The sequence below is a fragment of the Polynucleobacter corsicus genome, assembly GCF_018688255.1.
Taxonomy (GTDB): Bacteria; Pseudomonadota; Gammaproteobacteria; order Burkholderiales; family Burkholderiaceae; genus Polynucleobacter; species Polynucleobacter corsicus.
Window position 1 is genome coordinate 82,792 of sequence record NZ_CP061314.1, and the last position, 17,438, is coordinate 100,229.

At 46.3% G+C, this 17,438-nt stretch carries 16 protein-coding genes; 15 read left to right on the forward strand and 1 reads right to left on the reverse strand.

Annotation, left to right across the window (positions count from 1 at the left end):
- The first annotated feature begins 8 nt into the window (after positions 1-8).
- From C2747_RS00500 to hisD, 15 genes are all read left to right on the forward strand, one after another.
- Positions 9-713, forward strand: a complete 705-nt coding sequence (locus tag C2747_RS00500) for a transposase (protein WP_215331787.1) — start codon at positions 9-11, stop codon at positions 711-713.
- Between the two features lie 194 nt (positions 714-907).
- On the forward strand, positions 908-5,653 hold the full coding sequence (locus tag C2747_RS00505) for a glutamate synthase-related protein (RefSeq protein WP_215331788.1): 4,746 nt from the start codon (positions 908-910) through the stop codon (positions 5,651-5,653).
- A gap of 48 nt (positions 5,654-5,701) precedes the next feature.
- Positions 5,702-7,165 (forward strand): glutamate synthase subunit beta, encoded by a 1,464-nt coding sequence (locus C2747_RS00510; RefSeq protein ID WP_215331789.1) that lies wholly within the window; start codon positions 5,702-5,704, stop codon positions 7,163-7,165.
- Positions 7,166-7,175: 10 nt separating this feature from the next.
- Positions 7,176-8,042: an ABC transporter ATP-binding protein gene (locus C2747_RS00515; RefSeq protein WP_251374769.1), complete on the forward strand. Its 867-nt coding sequence runs from the start codon at positions 7,176-7,178 to the stop codon at positions 8,040-8,042.
- Entirely contained in the window at positions 8,039-8,836 is a 798-nt protein-coding gene (gene mlaE / locus C2747_RS00520; protein WP_215331790.1) for a lipid asymmetry maintenance ABC transporter permease subunit MlaE, read from the forward strand. The genes C2747_RS00515 and mlaE overlap by 4 nt, the downstream gene beginning before the upstream one ends.
- Positions 8,837-8,857: 21 nt before the next feature.
- Entirely contained in the window at positions 8,858-9,340 is a 483-nt protein-coding gene (gene mlaD, locus C2747_RS00525; RefSeq protein WP_215331791.1) for an outer membrane lipid asymmetry maintenance protein MlaD, read from the forward strand.
- Entirely contained in the window at positions 9,340-10,086 is a 747-nt protein-coding gene (locus C2747_RS00530) for an MlaA family lipoprotein (RefSeq protein WP_215331792.1), read from the forward strand. The genes mlaD and C2747_RS00530 overlap by 1 nt, the downstream gene beginning before the upstream one ends.
- Before the next feature lie 73 nt (positions 10,087-10,159).
- Positions 10,160-10,807, forward strand: coding sequence for an MlaC/ttg2D family ABC transporter substrate-binding protein (locus tag C2747_RS00535; RefSeq protein ID WP_215331793.1), 648 nt, complete (start codon positions 10,160-10,162; stop codon positions 10,805-10,807).
- A gap of 58 nt (positions 10,808-10,865) precedes the next feature.
- Positions 10,866-11,102 (forward strand): STAS domain-containing protein, encoded by a 237-nt coding sequence (locus C2747_RS00540; RefSeq protein WP_251374770.1) that lies wholly within the window; start codon positions 10,866-10,868, stop codon positions 11,100-11,102.
- A gap of 1 nt (position 11,103) precedes the next feature.
- The gene (locus C2747_RS00545) at positions 11,104-11,856 is read left to right on the forward strand and encodes an ABC transporter ATP-binding protein (RefSeq protein WP_215331795.1); all 753 of its coding nucleotides are present in this window, start codon (positions 11,104-11,106) and stop codon (positions 11,854-11,856) included.
- Positions 11,853-12,641, forward strand: a complete 789-nt coding sequence (locus tag C2747_RS00550; protein ID WP_215331796.1) for an ABC transporter permease — start codon at positions 11,853-11,855, stop codon at positions 12,639-12,641. The genes C2747_RS00545 and C2747_RS00550 overlap by 4 nt, the downstream gene beginning before the upstream one ends.
- A 66-nt stretch (positions 12,642-12,707) precedes the next feature.
- Entirely contained in the window at positions 12,708-12,956 is a 249-nt protein-coding gene (locus tag C2747_RS00555; RefSeq protein ID WP_215305660.1) for a BolA family protein, read from the forward strand.
- 34 nt (positions 12,957-12,990) lie between these two features.
- Positions 12,991-14,265, forward strand: a complete 1,275-nt coding sequence (gene murA, locus C2747_RS00560) for a UDP-N-acetylglucosamine 1-carboxyvinyltransferase (protein ID WP_215331797.1) — start codon at positions 12,991-12,993, stop codon at positions 14,263-14,265.
- Between the two features lie 20 nt (positions 14,266-14,285).
- Entirely contained in the window at positions 14,286-14,912 is a 627-nt protein-coding gene (gene hisG / locus C2747_RS00565) for an ATP phosphoribosyltransferase (protein WP_215331798.1), read from the forward strand.
- A gap of 12 nt (positions 14,913-14,924) precedes the next feature.
- Positions 14,925-16,250: a histidinol dehydrogenase gene (hisD, locus tag C2747_RS00570; protein ID WP_215331799.1), complete on the forward strand. Its 1,326-nt coding sequence runs from the start codon at positions 14,925-14,927 to the stop codon at positions 16,248-16,250.
- 3 nt (positions 16,251-16,253) lie between these two features.
- Here hisD and hisC read toward each other — a convergent pair whose 3' ends face one another.
- Positions 16,254-17,321, reverse strand: a complete 1,068-nt coding sequence (gene hisC / locus C2747_RS00575) for a histidinol-phosphate transaminase (protein WP_215331800.1) — start codon at positions 17,319-17,321, stop codon at positions 16,254-16,256.
- Positions 17,322-17,438: the final 117 nt, after the last annotated feature.

Below are 17,438 nucleotides of genomic sequence, written 5' to 3' on the forward strand. Positions count from 1 at the left end.
CTTTAGCAATGGCAAGGCAAGCGCGTACCATTATTCCCGGTCAAGCAATGCATGTGATGGTGCGCGGCAATAATCGAGAAACACTTTTTTTTGGTGACGCAGATCGCCGCATCTATTTAGATTGGTTACGAGAGGCTGCCAAGCAATTTGGTAGTGCGGTACATGCATTTGCCTTGATGCCAAATCATGTGCATCTCTTAATGACCCCTCAGAACGCAGATTCACTTGCAAAGACAATGCAATCTCTAGGTAGGCGTTATGCCCAGTATTTCAATCAACAGCAGCAACGCTCAGGAACGATTTGGGAGGGACGCTACCGCTCCTCCTTAATAGATCCAGATTATTTTTTACGCTGCCAACGCTTCATTGAGCTCAATCCCGTGAGATCTGGTTTTGAGTCAAGCCCGCAGGCTTCCACTTGGACTAGTTTTACTTCCCATATTGGCGGTAATGCAGAGCCTTGGTTGGTTGACCATCAGCATTTTTGGAGCTTGGGTAATACTCCTTTTGAGAGGCAAATGCGATGGGCAGCATTCGTGAAAGAGGGTGCGCCTCATTGGGAGGATCAGCAAATCACCGAGGCTCTAGTGAGATCTAAGCCTTGGATCAGCGATAGTTACGCAGAAAAGCTGTTTAAAGACAATCCTGAGCAGGTATTGATACGACGCCGTGGACGGCCTAAAAAATTAATTTCAACTAATTCAATAGCTTAGAGTTTATTAAAGGTATCTTATCCTTAGCCTTACCATCATCAAACTCTGACTATGTCCCTTTTATTGAGATTAGTCTTCACTCCTCCCTAATTTAAATGGGACAGAGTGATTTTATTTCTATTGCTTCAATATGGGTATTCCCCTATATTAGATCCTCCAAAAGTAATCAGGCCCTGAGGGCAAGCGGAAATACTATGACTACACATATGAATACAGACCTTCGTCCAATCGCACAGGGTCTCTACGATCCACAAAATGAGCATGATGCTTGTGGCGTCGGATTTGTCGCCCACATCAAGGGCAAGAAGTCACATGAGATTGTTGCTCAAGGATTGCAAATTCTTGAGAACTTGGATCACCGGGGCGCTGTTGGTGCCGATCCGTTGATGGGTGACGGCGCTGGTATTTTGATCCAAGTGCCAGATACCTTGTATCGCGAAGAGATGGCAAAGCAGGGCATCGACTTACCGCCATTTGGTGAATACGGCGTTGGCATGATTTTTCTGCCAAAAGAACAGGCATCGCGTTTAGCTTGCGAACAAGAGTTAGAGCGCACAGTTCGCCTTGAAGGCCAAGTAGTTTTGGGTTGGAGAGATGTTCCTATTGATGTGAAGTTGCCGATGTCTCCAACAGTTCAAATGACAGAGCCATTTATCCGTCAAATTTTTATTGGCCGCGGCCGCGACATCATGACAACCGACGCACTTGAGCGTAAGTTATATGTGATTCGTAAAACTGCAAGCCATGCAATTCAAGATTTGCATTTAAAGCACGGTAAAGAATATTTTGTGGCGTCGATGTCTGCTCGCACCATTGTTTACAAAGGTTTGCTATTGGCGAACCAAGTAGGCGCGTACTACAAAGATTTACAAGATTCACGTACCGTTTCTGCATTGGCTTTAGTGCATCAGCGTTTCTCCACAAATACCTTTCCAGCCTGGGAGTTGGCTCACCCATACCGCATGATTGCGCACAACGGTGAGATCAATACAGTTAAGGGTAACGTCAACTGGGTCAATGCACGAGAGGGTGCAATCAGTTCCCCAGTGCTTGGTGACGATCTTAAAAAATTATGGCCACTCATCTATCCAGGTCAATCTGATACAGCGTGTTTTGATAACTGCTTAGAGTTATTAGTCATGTCAGGTTATCCATTGGCACAAGCAATGATGATGATGATTCCAGAAGCATGGGAACAGCACACATTGATGGATGAAAACCGCCGCGCATTCTACGAGTACCACGCCGCAATGATGGAGCCATGGGATGGCCCAGCAGCTATGGCCTTTACAGATGGTCGCCAGATTGGCGCTACCTTAGACCGTAATGGCTTACGTCCAGCGCGTTATTACGTCACAGATGATGACTTAGTCATCATGGGCTCTGAGGCTGGTGTTCTACCAATTCCAGAGAGCAAGATCGTTCAAAAATGGCGCTTGCAACCGGGCAAGATGTTCATGATTGATATGGAGCAGGGTCGCATTATTGATGACGTGGAATTGAAAGATGCCGTCTCTAAAGCTAAGCCATATAAGAGTTGGATCGATGCCGTGCGTGTGAAGCTAGATGAAGTCGATGCTAGCAAGGCAGACTTAGTAGACGAAAAAAATACTATTCGGCCTGCTGCAAAATTATTAGATCGTCAGCAAGCTTTTGGTTATACCCAAGAGGACATCAAGTACCTCATGGCACCAATGGCCATGAATGGTGAAGAGGCAATTGGATCGATGGGTAACGATAGCCCACTAGCCGTGCTCTCCAATAAAAACAAGCCACTCTATAACTACTTCAAACAATTGTTTGCACAGGTCACCAATCCGCCGATTGACTCTATCCGTGAAAACATGGTGATGTCTTTGGTGTCTTTCATTGGACCTAAGCCGAATTTGTTGGATACCAACAATATCAACCCACCAATGCGTTTGGAAGTGAATCAACCGATTTTAGATTTCAACGATATGACCAAGATTCGTCATATCGGTCACTACACCAACGGTAAGTTCCGTTCATATGAGTTGGATATTTGTTATCCAGCATCCTGGGGCAAGGATGGCATTGAGGCTCGCTTAGCATCCCTGTGTGCGGAAGCTGCTGATGCCGTGCGCTCTGGTTACAACATCTTGATCGTGAGCGATCGCCAGGTTGATGAGCAGCACGTGGCTATTCCGGCATTGTTGGCAACTTCAGCGATTCATCAGCATTTGGTTGAAAAAGGTTTGCGTACTAGCGTTGGCCTCGTAGTTGAAACCGGTAGCGCACGTGAGACACATCACTTCGCACTCTTGGCCGGCTATGGCGCTGAAGCAGTTCATCCCTACTTGGCAATGGAAACTTTAGCTGAAATGGCCAAAGGTTTATCTGGCGACCTGTCAGCAGAAAAAGCGGTCAAGAATTTTGTGAAAGCGGTTGGTAAGGGCTTGCAAAAAGTGATGTCCAAAATGGGTATCTCTACTTACATGTCTTACACCGGATCCCAGATTTTTGAGGCAATTGGTTTGAATAAGGATGTGATTGATCATTATTTCAAAGGCACTCCATCCAACGTGGGCGGTATCGGTGTATTTGAAGTGGCTGAAGAAGCTTTGCGTATGCACCAGTCTGCGTTCGGTAATGATCCTGTTTTGACCAATATGCTTGAGGCTGGCGGTGAGTATGCTTTCCGTATCCGCGGTGAAGACCATATGTGGACGCCAGATACGATTGCGAAGTTACAGCACTCTACCCGTGCTGGTATCGATAAGGGTTATCAAACTTATAAAGAGTATGCCAACCTGGTTAATGACCAAACCAAGCGTCAGATGACCTTGCGCGGTTTGTTTGAGTTCAAGATTGATCCAGTTAAAGCAATTCCATTGGATGAGGTTGAGTCCGCAAAAGAAATCGTTAAGCGTTTTGCAACAGGCGCGATGTCTTTAGGTTCGATCTCTACTGAAGCGCACGCTACTTTGGCGATTGCCATGAACCGGATTGGTGGAAAGTCTAATACTGGTGAGGGCGGCGAAGATCCAAACCGTTATGTGAATGAACTTAAAGGCATACCAATTAAGAAGGGCGAAACCTTAGCGAGTATTTTGGGTGACGACGTTGTTGAAGCAAATATTCCTTTGCTCGAAGGCGATTCATTGCGCTCCAGAATTAAGCAGGTTGCTTCCGGTCGTTTCGGAGTCACTACCGAATATCTGCGCTCTGCTGATCAGATTCAGATCAAGATGGCCCAAGGTGCTAAGCCAGGTGAAGGTGGTCAATTGCCTGGTGGCAAGGTTTCTGATTACATCGGTAAGCTGCGCTTCTCCGTACCAGGAGTTGGTTTGATTTCTCCTCCTCCACACCACGATATTTACTCTATTGAAGATATCGCCCAGTTGATTCATGATCTGAAGAACGTGAACCCTGCTGCTGATGTATCTGTGAAGTTGGTTTCTGAGGTCGGTGTTGGCACAATTGCTGCCGGTGTTGCTAAAGCGAAAGCCGATCACGTCGTGATCGCTGGACATGATGGCGGTACCGGTGCATCACCACTGTCTTCTATTAAGCACGCCGGTTCCCCATGGGAATTAGGTTTGGCTGAAACTCAACAAACATTAGTACTCAATGGTTTGCGCAGCCGTATTCGTGTACAAGCTGATGGCCAAATGAAAACGGGTCGTGATGTCGTGATCGGTGCTTTATTGGGCGCAGATGAGTTTGGTTTTGCAACAGCCCCATTGGTTGTTGAAGGTTGCATCATGATGCGTAAGTGTCATTTGAATACCTGCCCAGTTGGTGTTGCTACACAAGATCCTGAATTGCGCAAAAAGTTCTCTGGTAAGCCAGAACACGTTGTGAACTTCTTCTTCTTTATTGCTGAAGAAGTGCGCGAGATCATGGCTCAACTCGGCATTCGTAAGTTTGATGATTTGATTGGTCGCGTTGATCTCTTGGATACACGTAAGGGCATTGAGAACTGGAAAGTTCATGGCTTAGATTTCAGTAAGATTTTTGCTGAGCCTAATGTTCCTAAAGATACGCCCCGCTACCAGATCCTGACTCAAGAGCATGGCTTAGGTAGTGCGTTAGATAACATTCTGATTGAGAAGAGTGAGCCCGCACTACAAGGTGGCGAGAAAGTCTCTTTCATTGTTCCTGTCAAGAACGTAAACCGTACTGTTGGTGCAATGCTCTCCGGAGAGATTGCTCAGCGTTATGGCCATGCTGGTTTACCGGATGACACTATTCATATTCAATTGAATGGCACTGCTGGTCAAAGTTTCGCCGCCTTCTTGGCACGTGGCGTCACCTTGGATTTAGTTGGCGATGGCAATGACTACGTTGGTAAAGGCTTATCTGGTGGACGCGTCATTGTGCGTGCGCCACATGAGTTCCGTGGTGATACTGCTAAGAACATCATTGTTGGTAATACCGTTCTTTACGGTGCAATCGGCGGTGAAGCATTCTTTAACGGTGTAGCTGGTGAGCGTTTTGCAGTTCGTAACTCTGGTGCCACGACGGTTGTTGAGGGTACTGGTGATCACGGTTGTGAATACATGACTGGCGGCACTGTGGTGGTATTAGGCGCAACTGGCCGTAACTTTGCAGCAGGTATGAGTGGTGGTATTGCTTATGTTTACGACGAAGATGGCCTATTTGAAAAGCGCTGTAATACCAGCATGGCGACTTTGGAAAAAGTATTGCCTTCTGCTGAGCAGATTGCCCAGATGCCTCAGTCACAGTGGCATGCACCTATTGATGTTAAAGATGGTGGCGAGCGCATGACTGATGAGCAAATTTTGAAGGGCTTGATTGAGCGTCATTTCCGTCACACTGGTTCTGAGCGCGCTAAAGCACTCTTAGCTGATTGGGATAAGGCCCGTAGTCGCTTTGTGAAGGTACTTCCTACTGAGTACAAACGTGCTTTAGGTGAGCTGTGGGAAAAAGCCCAAAACAAAACTGTTGCGGCATAAGTCACTTCATTAATAAAAGACATTAAGAAAAGATACTAAGGATTCGATATGGGTAAGGTCACTGGATTTATGGAGTTTGAGCGCGTAGATGAAACCTACGAGGCTCCCGTTAAGCGCCTCCATCATTACAAAGAGTTTGTTGCGGCACTGACAGATGAGGAAGCTAAAGTACAAGGTGCACGTTGCATGGATTGCGGCATTCCATTTTGTAATAACGGTTGCCCAGTCAATAACATCATTCCTGACTTCAATGATTTGGTATTTCATGATGACTGGAAGAATGCATTAGATGTTTTGCAATCCACCAATAACTTCCCTGAATTCACTGGCCGTATTTGCCCTGCACCTTGTGAGGCTGCCTGTACCTTAGGTATTAATAGTGATGCTGTTGGTATCAAGTCGATCGAACATGCCATTATTGATAAGGGCTGGGAAAATGGTTGGGTTAAGCCGCAGCTGCCTAAATCTAAAACCGGTAAAAAAGTTGCCGTTGTTGGTGGTGGCCCTGCTGGCATGGCGACTGCGCAGCAATTAGCGCGCGTTGGTCACGACGTTACCGTATTCGAAAAGAATGATCGTGTTGGCGGATTATTGCGCTATGGAATTCCTGATTTTAAAATGGAAAAATGGCTGATCGACCGTCGTGTTGAGCAGATGCAAGCTGAAGGTGTGAAGTTTGAGACTGGTGTATTTGTGGGTAAAGAGGCGATTGGTGCTGAAGTAAAAAATTACTCCACAAAAACAGTGTCACCCGATCAGTTAATGAAAGATTTTGATGCTGTTGTGATTAGTGGTGGATCTGAGCAGCCACGTGACTTGCCAGTTCCTGGCCGTGAGTTGAAGGGTGTTCACTATGCTTTGGAATTCTTGATTCCACAGAACAAAGAGAATGCAGGCGATTTCAAAAATGAGATTTCAGCAGCTGGTAAGCATGTCATCGTGATTGGTGGTGGCGATACTGGATCTGATTGCGTGGGAACATCGAATCGTCATGGCGCTGCCAAGATTACTCAGTTTGAATTGTTGCCACAGCCACCAGAGACTGAAAACAAGCCTTTAGTATGGCCATATTGGCCAACTAAATTGCGTACATCCTCTTCGCACGAAGAAGGTTGTGAGCGCGATTGGTCTGTTGCGACTAAGCGTTTTGAAGGTAAAGACGGCAAACTTGAGAAGTTGATCTGTGTGCGCTTGGAGTGGAAAGACGGCAAGATGACAGAAATGCCAAACTCTGAATTTGAAATTAAGGCTGATTTAGTATTTTTGGCAATGGGTTTTGTATCCCCAGCAGCACAAGTGCTCAATGCCTTTGGCGTTGAAAAAGACGCCCGTGGGAATGCAAAAGCTACTGTTGATGGCCAAAATGCCTATCAAACTAATGTTCCTAAGGTGTTTGCTGCTGGCGATATGCGCCGTGGACAGTCTTTGGTGGTTTGGGCGATTCGTGAAGGCCGACAAGCTGCCCACGCAGTAGACGAGTATTTAATGGGGTCATCTGTTCTGCCGCGATAATATCGAGCATATGAACAGTGGCCATGCCAACTCGGTGGAAGTGAAGCAAAAAACCTCTAGCGGTGGCCATGGCGAAGTTGTCGTTTCAATCAAGGACGTCAACTTCTCTTATGCCCCTGGTGAGCGTCAAATTCTATCGGGACTCAATATGGAGTTCCGTCGTGGCCAAGTAGTTGCCGTCATGGGTGGCTCTGGTTGCGGCAAGACTACTATTTTGAGACTCATTGGCGGTCAGTTCACCGCGCAGTCTGGTCAAGTTTTATTTGAAGACCATGACATTGGCAAAATGAACGGCGCTGAATTAATGACCGCCCGTCGTCGCATGGGCATGCTTTTTCAGTTTGGCGCACTCTTTACTGATCTTAGTGTTTTTGAAAACGTCGCCTTTCCTTTGCGTGAGCACACTAATTTAAGTGAAGACTTATTACGCTCTTTAGTACTCATGAAACTCAATGCAGTGGGCCTGCGTGGTGCGCGTGATTTAATGCCGGCGCAAATTTCTGGTGGTATGGCACGCCGTGTTGCTTTAGCAAGAGCAATTGCGCTTGATCCTCCTCTGATTATGTACGACGAGCCCTTCGCTGGTTTAGATCCAATTTCATTGGGAATTACTGCGCGCTTGATTCGGGATTTAAATCAGGCCTTAGGTGCAACCAGTCTATTGGTGACACACGATGTGGAAGAGACTTTTGAAATTGCCGATTACGTATATTTCATTGCCAATGGTCGTATTGGTGCGCAAGGTACGCCAGCAGAATTGAGCCGATCTGCCGATCCGTTTGTTCGTCAGTTCTTGGATGCTTCGCCAGATGGTCCAGTGCCGTTTCATTATCCAGGCCAAAGCCTTGAAGAAGATTTTGGGGTGAGCTTGAAATGAGTCTCCTCCATCACACCTTAGATCTATTTGGCGACCTTGGATTTTTTATTCGTCGAAATCTAATAAGCCTTGGGCTTGCTGCGCGCATGTTTGCAGCCGTTATTTGGCGCTCTGGTTTTTTATTAAAAAGACCTCGCTTAGTTTCTGATCAAATTCTATTTGTCGGTAATCACTCCTTTGTGATCATCGCAGTATCTGGTTTATTTGTTGGCTTTGTTTTGGGTTTGCAGGGTTATTACACTTTGAATCGCTATGGTTCGGAGCAGGCTTTGGGTTTATTGGTTGCTTTATCGCTCACACGAGAATTGGGCCCTGTAATTACCGCCCTTTTATTTGCGGGCCGGGCCGGCACATCGCTTACCGCTGAGATTGGCTTAATGAAAGCCGGAGAGCAACTCAGTGCCATGGAGATGATGGCTGTGGATCCATTGAGTCGTGTGATTGCACCGCGACTATGGGCAGGCATCATTACCATGCCGATTTTGGCGACGATCTTTACAGCAGTGGGCGTGATGGGTGGCTATTTTGTTGGCGTTCCTCTGATTGGAGTTGACTCAGGAGCCTTTTGGTCGCAGATGCAAGGCGGGGTAGATCTCTTCTCTGACATTGGTAATGGCCTCATTAAAAGCTTGGTATTTGGTGTGGCAGTGACTTTTATAGCCCTGTATCAGGGTTATGAGGCAAAGCCTACGCCAGAGGGTGTATCTCAGGCAACTACGAGAACTGTGGTGATCTCTTCTTTATCGGTTTTAGCATTAGATTTCTTGCTCACCGCAATGATGTTCTCGAATTAGAAAGAATAAACTGGGACTCTTATGAGAAAAAGTGCTATTGATGTTTGGGTCGGAATCTTTGTAGCAATTGGTTTGCTGGCTGCTTTGTTTCTCGCATTGAAGGTTGGCAATATGAATGCTGTTTCATTTGCGCCTACTTATAAAATTTCTGCGCGCTTTGACAATATCGGCGGACTCAAGCCACGTGCGCCAGTCAAAAGTGCGGGTGTAGTCGTTGGGCGTATTGCAAATATCTCTTTTGACGATAAGACTTATCAGGCTACTGTCACCATGACCATTGAAGATAGTTATAAGTTCCCTAGGGATTCTTCCGCCAAAATTCTGACTTCAGGTTTATTGGGTGAGCAATACATTGGTCTGGAGGCCGGCGGCTCCGATGATATGTTGGCTGCTGGAGATAAGATCACTCAGACTCAGTCTGCAGTAGTGCTAGAGAACCTCATTAGCCAGTTCTTATATAACAAGGCTGCTGATAGTGGCCAAGACAAGGGCGCAGCAAAATAATGCCTTTACTAGCAAAGCTCAAGCGCATCGTGTTACTGGGCTTGGTTGGGGCCATGGTGGGTTGTGCTTCTATTCCTGCTGGAGTGGCACCTTCCCCACATGATCCTTGGGAGCCCTTCAACCGTTCCGTTTTTGAATTTAATGAAGGCTTAGATGCTTATGTACTAAAGCCGGTGGTTGCTGGTTATCGCTTTGTCTTGCCCGAGTTCGTTCGTGACGGTATTTATAACTTCTTCAGCAACTATAGTGACATCTACACAGCTCTGCAGAACTTATTACAAGGTAAGCCAAGCGATGCCTTTAGTGATCTGATGAGGGTGGTAGTCAACACCACCTTTGGTTTGGGTGGTTTGATTGATATGGCGACTCCCGGCGGCCTTCCAAAGCATAAGGAAGATTGGGGTCAAACCTTTGGTGTTTGGGGTATTCCTTCGGGCCCTTATGTCGTTTTGCCGTTCTTTGGTCCGAGTAGTGTGCGCGATACTTTTGGTACGGCGGCGGATTTGGAGTCTGACTACCTATTTAGCTTTGTCAAAGATATTGGTCTGCGAAACAGTATTACTGGCTTGCGGGTGGTTAACGCACGTAATACGTACTATGAAGCAGGTGACTTATTAGATGGGGCTGCAATCGATAAGTACAGCTTTATGCGAGATGCCTATATTCAGCGGCGTGAGTATCAGATCAATGAAGGGCGTGAAGACGAGGAGACATTAATGCCTCCTTATCAGAATCCCTATGAATAAAGGCGCTCAAGCCTAGCTTAGTTTCCTTAAGGGGCTAAAATGAGATCTAATGACTAGCCATAATCGAGGACACATGAAAAGCCATCCAACCATTCAAAAATACTGCGCAGCATTGCTATCAAGCTTATTTTTGTTTGCAGGTAGTGTTTTTGCTCAAGCGATTGATCAGTCCTCACCAGATGGTTTGATTAAGAACGTTGTTTCTGATGTGATGGCTTCTGTAAAGTCGGATCCGGAGATTCAAAAAGGGAATATCCCGCGCATTGTAGATTTAGTGGAAAAGAAAATTGTTCCTTACACCGATATGCGCCGCACTACTGAAATGGCGATGGGTCCAAACTGGAAAAAAGCGACTCCAGAACAACAGGCTCAATTAGTTTCTGAGTTTAAGAATTTACTGATTCGTACATACTCCGGCGCTTTGAGCCAACTGCGTGATCAAACAATTCAATTTAAGCCTTTGCGTGCCGCTCCAGACGACAAGGAAGTGGTTGTGAAGACTATAGTCATTGGTCGCGGTGATCCAGTGCCACTCGACTATCGCCTTGAAAAAACAGCCAACGGCTGGAGGGTTTACGACATGAACATCATGGGTGTTTGGCTGGTTGAGGCTTATCGCAATCAGTTTGCCAATCAAATTAGCCAGAATGGTGTTGAGGGTCTAGTGAAGTTCTTGCAGGATCGTAATAAGCAGCTTGCTGCGGCGAAGCCGGCCAACTAAAGGCCGCACAAGATCAATCAAAGATAAATATTAGATGCCATTTTTATTGCCTAGTTCAGTGACGCAAGACAATGTATTGCAGTTGGAGAAAGATGGCCTCTTCAATCTTGCGACATTAAGAGTGGTAGATTGCTGCAATCTCAAGGATTTTGACTCTACCGTGCTAACAGTCTTATTAGCATGGCAGAAGAAATTGCAAGCCGATGGTCAGCAGATTGTTGTGCAAAATGCACCTGAAAAATTAATCGTGTTAGCCGGCGTATATGGTGTTGCCCAGTTGCTAGGTTTGTCATAGTATGCACGCTGCAATATCAATTAAAAATGTATCCAAAAATTATGGCGCACTACAGGCGCTAGATGATGTTTCTTTATCCATTGAGCCAGGTGAGTTCTTTGGCCTGCTAGGTCCTAATGGCGCCGGCAAGACAACACTCATCTCCATATTGGCGGGTTTAGTTACTGCAGATGGCGGTCACGCTGCAATCATGGGGGCCGATGTTCAAAGTCAATTCCGTGACGCTCGCCGGATGCTGGGTGTCGTACCGCAGGAGTTGGTATTCGACCCATTCTTCACTGTCAGAGAAACACTGCAATTTCAGTCTGGTTATTTTGGGATTCGTCACAACGATGCTTGGATTGACGAGATCATGGCTAATTTGGATCTCACCGGTAAAGCGGATAGTAATATGCGCTCCCTATCTGGTGGCATGAAACGACGGGTATTGGTAGCTCAGGCCTTGGTTCATAGACCGCCAGTCATTATTTTGGATGAGCCTACTGCTGGAGTTGATGTGGAGTTGCGCCAATCGCTATGGCAATTTATTAGTCGCCTGAATCAAGATGGTCACACCATCGTTTTAACAACCCATTACCTTGAAGAGGCTGAGGCATTATGTCAGCGCATTGCCATGCTCAAGCAAGGAAAGATTGTTGCCCTAGATACCACTGCTAATTTATTGAGTCAGTATGGCTCGGTTAAAAAAGATGGTGAGGGTAAGACGGATCTCGAAGATGTGTTTGTCAACATCATGTCGGGAGGTGCTCGATGAAACCTATTTTGAATAAACTCCCAATCTCTTATGGCAGTGGCTTTCCGACCTTGCTCCGAAAAGAAATCAAACGTTTTTATAAGGTAGCGTTCCAGACGGTCGCCGCACCAGTTCTTACTGCTGTTCTGTATTTAATGATCTTTGGACATGTGCTCGAAGGCAAAGAGGTATATGGCCGCTTAAATTACACAGCTTTCCTGATTCCAGGTTTGGTCATGATGAGCGTATTGCAGAATGCTTTTGCAAATACTTCTTCATCTCTCATTCAGTCAAAGGTGACTGGTAACCTTGTCTTTGTTTTGCTAGCTCCCTTTAGTCATTTGGAGTTTTATGCTGCCTATGTCTTAGCTGCGGTGTTTCGTGGAATTGTTGTGGGTACTGGCGTATTGCTGATTACCGCTTGGTTTGCCATGCCATCTTTTGAATATCCCCTGTGGATCATGGCATTCGCTTTGTTGGGCGCTGCAATTTTAGGAAGCATGGGTTTAATTGCAGGCATCTGGGCTGATAAGTACGATCAATTGGCAGCCTTCCAGAATTTCATCATCATGCCGGCAACGATGCTGTCGGGTGTGTTTTATTCTATTCACTCTTTGCCAGCGGCATGGCAAGTGGTATCGCACTTTAATCCATTCTTCTACATGATCGATGGTTTCCGTTACGGCTTCTTTGGAGTGTCAGATATATCCCCGTGGAATAGTTTGGCGATTGTTACCTGCTTCTTTGTCGCAGTGTCAGCAATTGCTTTACGTTTACTGCAAAAAGGCTACAAGCTGAGGAACTAAGTGCGTAAGGCTTGTTTCAAAATTAGTAATTAAGAATATTTAGAAATTAGAAATCAGGAGATTGTGATGTTCCCAACCCCAGAACAAATTGAAGGCTATATTCAGCAAGGCCTCTCATGCACCCACGTTAAAGTTGAGGGTGACGGCCAGCATTTTTTTGCCACGATTGTGAGTCCAGACTTTGAAGGCAAACGTTTGATTCAGCGTCATCAATTGGTCTATGGCGCTATGGGCGACCGTATGAAGGCGGAGGTGCATGCTTTATCAATTAAAGCATTTACTCCTGAAGAGTTCGCACAAAACACCCCAACTTAAAAATACGACATTAGCTTTTTACTGGAATAGATTCATGGATAAATTACGAATGGTTGGTGGCACCCCCCTAAAGGGTGAGGTGCTGATTGCTGGTGCCAAAAATGCGGCACTACCCATTTTGTGCGCTTGCTTACTCACTGATCAACCGATTACTTTGCGTAATGTTCCTGACTTACAAGATGTTCGGACCATGCTCAAGCTCCTCCAAGAAATTGGTGTGACTGTGACTTTTCCAGATGCGAATGATCGTAATTGCGTAGTACTTAACGCGGCCAATATTAAGAGCTCTGAAGCAACTTATGAGATGGTCAAAACCATGCGAGCCTCTATTTTGGTTTTAGGTCCATTGCTTGCCAGAATGCATAGTGCTAAGGTTTCACTGCCAGGCGGATGCGCTATTGGCGCACGTCCAGTCGATCAGCACATCAAGGGCTTAAAAGCGATGGGCGTAAATATCCAGATTGAGAGTGGTTATATTCAGGCAGAAACTAAATCTGCTACGGGTCGTCTACAAGGCGCTTCCATCTTGACCGACATGATCACCGTAACCGGTACTGAAAATTTACTGATGGCTGCTACTTTGGCATCAGGTACTACCATCTTGGAGAATGCAGCGCGCGAGCCTGAAGTAGGGGACTTGGCGGAGTTGCTCGTCAAAATGGGTGCAAAGATTACCGGCATCGGTAGCGATCGCCTAGTCATCGAAGGTGTTGAGAAGCTCCACAGTGCAGAACATGCCGTGATTGCTGACCGGATTGAGGCAGGTACATTCTTATGCGCAGTTGCCGCCGCTGGTGGTGAAGTGTTGGTAAAGCACTGCCGTCCAGACACATTGGATGCGGTGATTGTCAAACTCAAAGAAGCTGGTTTAGAAATGGAAATCGGCTCCGATTGGATTAAAGCTTCTATGAAAGGCCGCCCCAAGGCAGTGAGTTTCCGCACCTCTGAATATCCAGCCTTCCCAACCGATATGCAGGCACAACTCATGGCAGTCAATGCGATTGCAGAGGGTAACGCCACTATTACTGAGACCATCTTTGAAAATCGTTTTATGCACGTTCAAGAGATGAACCGCCTCGGTGCAGATATCGCAATTGAGGGGAATACAGCAATTGCGCAGGGTGTGGAGAAGCTCTCTGGGGCTATTGTGATGGCTACCGATTTACGTGCCTCAGCCAGCCTAGTGATTGCTGGTTTAGCTGCTCAAGGCGAAACCCAGGTAGACCGGATTTATCACTTAGATCGGGGATATGACCGCATGGAGCAAAAGTTGACCCAATTGGGAGCCAACATTCAGCGCATCAAGTAAGCCTGATGGATAATTAGTCCATGAAGTTAACTCTAGCCCTCTCGAAGGGGCGCATCTTCGAAGAAACCGCTGAGATCTTATCTAAGATCGGTATTCGTCCGCTTGAGGATCCAGAAAAGTCACGCAAACTCATTATTGAAACCTCCAATCCTGACGTGCGACTAATTATCGTGCGTGCATCGGATGTGCCGACCTACGTTCAGTTTGGCGGTGCAGACTTTGGCGTTGCAGGTTTAGATGTCTTAATGGAAAACGGTACTGATGGTCTGTATGTTCCATTTGACTTAAAGATTGCCAAATGCCGTATGTCAGTTGCTGTTAGAGAAGGTTTTGACTATGCAGCAGCTGTTAAGCAGGGCTCGCGTTTGAAAGTTGCAACGAAGTACGTGAATTGCGCACGTGAGCACTTTGCTAACAAAGGTGTTCATATTGACACGATTCATTTGTATGGCTCGATGGAGCTAGCCCCATTGGTTGGTCTGGCAGATGCGATTGTGGATTTAGTATCCACTGGAAATACCTTGCGAGCTAATGGCTTAGTTGAGGTTGAGCCTATTGCTGATATCAGCGCACGCTTAGTGGTTAATCAAGCGTCTTACAAACGTAAGCGCACTCAGCTCCAGCCATTTTTTGAATTACTGAAGTAAAGAATAAATCCCATGTCAGCAATTAAAGTTAAACGCCTTAATAGTAAAGAGGCAGGGTTCAAAGAAACTCTACTCTCCAGTCTTTCTTTGCCTAGTGCAGATGATGAGGCGATTGATGCTGCGGTAGTGAACATTCTGGCGAAAGTCAAAAGTGAGGGTGATGCTGCAGTACTCACCTTTACAAAGCAGTTTGATCGCTTAAATGTTTCCAGTGTTGCTGAGTTAGAAATGTCTCAGGAAGAATTAAAAAAAGCCTATGAAGGTTTATTGGCTGAGCAAAAAAATGCTCTCGACGTTGCTGCGCAAAGAGTACGCACGTATCACGAGAAGCAAAGGATTGAAGCGGGCTGTCACTCTTGGGAATATGAAGAGGCAGATGGCACGCGCCTAGGTCAAAAGGTTACCGCTTTAGATCGCGTCGGCATTTATGTTCCTGGCGGTAAAGCGGCTTACCCTTCTTCTGTTCTGATGAATGCGATTCCCGCAAAAGTTGCTGGTGTCAAAGAAGTCATCATGGTGGTGCCTACTCCAGATGGTGCTCGCAATTCTTTAGTCTTGGCTGCTGCTTATTTATCTGGGGTTGATCGTGTCTTTACGATTGGTGGCGCACAAGCTGTTGGCGCCTTAGCGTATGGCACGCAGACTATTCCTGCGGTCGACAAAATTGTTGGCCCTGGTAATGCCTACGTAGCAGCCGCTAAGCGCAGAGTATTTGGTACTGTTGGCATCGACATGATTGCCGGTCCTTCAGAAATTTTAGTGCTTTGCGATGGTTCTAGTAACCCTGATTGGATTGCGATGGATTTATTTTCGCAAGCTGAGCACGATGAGTTGGCGCAATCTATTTTGCTTTGCCCAGACGAGCAATTTATTGAGCAAGTGCAAGTAAGTATTAACAAGTTATTGCCAGAAATGCCCAGAAAGAAAGTGATTGAAACATCGCTTACCAATCGTGCTTTATTGATTCAGGTAAAAGACATGGGTGAGGCTTGTGAGATTGCCAATGCGATTGCTGCTGAGCATTTAGAAATTTGTGCAACTGAGCCACGCAAATGGGCTGAGTTAATTCGACATGCTGGCGCTATCTTTATGGGCAATTACACCAGCGAATCTTTGGGTGATTATTGCGCAGGCCCCAATCACGTTTTACCAACAGCACGCACTGCACGCTTCTCTTCACCATTGGGTGTGTATGACTTCATTAAGCGCTCGAGCATGATTGAAGTGAGTGAAGCAGGTGCTCAGACCTTAGGTGCTGTAGCTAGTACTCTCGCGCATGGCGAAGGCTTAACAGCTCACGCCCGCGCTGCTGAAATGCGCCTCAAGAAATCGATTTAAGCGCTAGCCCAGAATTTCCTTCAGGGCACCAATCAATTCATTCGTTTGATCATCGGTACCGATAGTAATACGCAGAAATTCTTCAATCCTTGGTGACTTGAAGTGACGCACAATCATTCCACGATCGCGTAAGGATTGATACAGCTTTGCGCCAGCATGATTCGGATGGCGCGTAAAAATAAAGTTGGCTGTTGATGGCAAAGTATCAAAGCCTAGTGAGGCCAGTTCAGTTACTAAGCGTTCACGAGTTTGAATCACTTTTTTACTCGTTGATTCCAAATGGGCTTGATCTTCTATTGCAGCAATTGCTCCCGCCTGAGCCAAGCGGCCTAGCGGGTAAGAGTTAAAACTATTTTTTACACGCTCAAGACCTTCAATGAGGGCTGGGTGTCCCACTGCAAATCCAACGCGAAGTCCTGCTAGGGCGCGTGACTTGGATAGGGTGTGAACAACCAATAAATTCTCTGGGCAAGCGCTTCCACGAAGCAGTGGAATACAAGACTCAGTACCGTAATCCACATAGGCCTCATCGATCACCACTACTGAATCTGTGTTTCTACGCAGAAGAGCCTCAATCTCAGATCTAGGAATAGCTCGCCCAGTTGGGGCATTGGGATTGGGGAAAATAATTCCGCCATTAGGGGTTTTGAGGTCCTGAGTTTGAATCTCAAAATCAGAGCCCAGGGGCACCGTTTGATAGTCAATCCCAAATAATTTGCAATAGACTGGGTAAAAGCTATAGGTGATATCCGGAAACTGAATAGGTTTAGCTTGCTTAAGGAGGCCTAAAAAGACGTGAGCCAAAACCTCATCAGAGCCATTTCCTAAAAACACCTGTTTCGGGTCTAAGCCATGCAGATCGGCAATGGCCTTTTTTAGTGCCGCTCCTTCAGGGTCTGGATAGAGCCTTAAATCATCGGTATTTTGCTCATTTATGGCGGCTAGAGCCTTAGGCGATGGGCCATAAGGACTCTCATTCGTATTGAGTTTTACCAGCCGCTCCATTTGCGGTTGCTCCCCAGGGGTATAGGGGGTCAGGGTCTGAACAACGGGGCTCCAAAAACGGCTCATGAGGGACTCTAGTCAAAAATCAGCAAAAGTGAATAAACGTTAGCAATCAAAATCAGCATTTATATCTGTATTAGGAATGATATTATGAGGCTTCAATCAACACTTCGCCTCGCGGCG

Bases quoted from the DNA above. Each gene is read 5' to 3' on its own strand.
- mlaD (WP_215331791.1), top strand. From the start codon at position 8,858: ATGAGAAAAAGTGCTATTGATGTTTGGGTCGGAATCTTTGTAGCAATT.
- murA (WP_215331797.1), top strand. From the start codon at position 12,991: ATGGATAAATTACGAATGGTTGGTGGCACCCCCCTAAAGGGTGAGGTG.
- mlaE (WP_215331790.1), top strand. From the start codon at position 8,039: ATGAGTCTCCTCCATCACACCTTAGATCTATTTGGCGACCTTGGATTT.
- C2747_RS00555 (WP_215305660.1), top strand. From the start codon at position 12,708: ATGTTCCCAACCCCAGAACAAATTGAAGGCTATATTCAGCAAGGCCTC.
- C2747_RS00515 (WP_251374769.1), top strand. From the start codon at position 7,176: ATGAACAGTGGCCATGCCAACTCGGTGGAAGTGAAGCAAAAAACCTCT.
- hisG (WP_215331798.1), top strand. From the start codon at position 14,286: ATGAAGTTAACTCTAGCCCTCTCGAAGGGGCGCATCTTCGAAGAAACC.
- C2747_RS00510 (WP_215331789.1), top strand. From the start codon at position 5,702: ATGGGTAAGGTCACTGGATTTATGGAGTTTGAGCGCGTAGATGAAACC.
- hisC (WP_215331800.1), bottom strand. From the start codon at position 17,321: ATGAGCCGTTTTTGGAGCCCCGTTGTTCAGACCCTGACCCCCTATACC.
- C2747_RS00550 (WP_215331796.1), top strand. From the start codon at position 11,853: ATGAAACCTATTTTGAATAAACTCCCAATCTCTTATGGCAGTGGCTTT.
- C2747_RS00530 (WP_215331792.1), top strand. From the start codon at position 9,340: ATGCCTTTACTAGCAAAGCTCAAGCGCATCGTGTTACTGGGCTTGGTT.
- C2747_RS00535 (WP_215331793.1), top strand. From the start codon at position 10,160: ATGAAAAGCCATCCAACCATTCAAAAATACTGCGCAGCATTGCTATCA.
- C2747_RS00500 (WP_215331787.1), top strand. From the start codon at position 9: ATGGCAAGGCAAGCGCGTACCATTATTCCCGGTCAAGCAATGCATGTG.
- C2747_RS00505 (WP_215331788.1), top strand. From the start codon at position 908: ATGACTACACATATGAATACAGACCTTCGTCCAATCGCACAGGGTCTC.
- hisD (WP_215331799.1), top strand. From the start codon at position 14,925: ATGTCAGCAATTAAAGTTAAACGCCTTAATAGTAAAGAGGCAGGGTTC.
- C2747_RS00545 (WP_215331795.1), top strand. From the start codon at position 11,104: ATGCACGCTGCAATATCAATTAAAAATGTATCCAAAAATTATGGCGCA.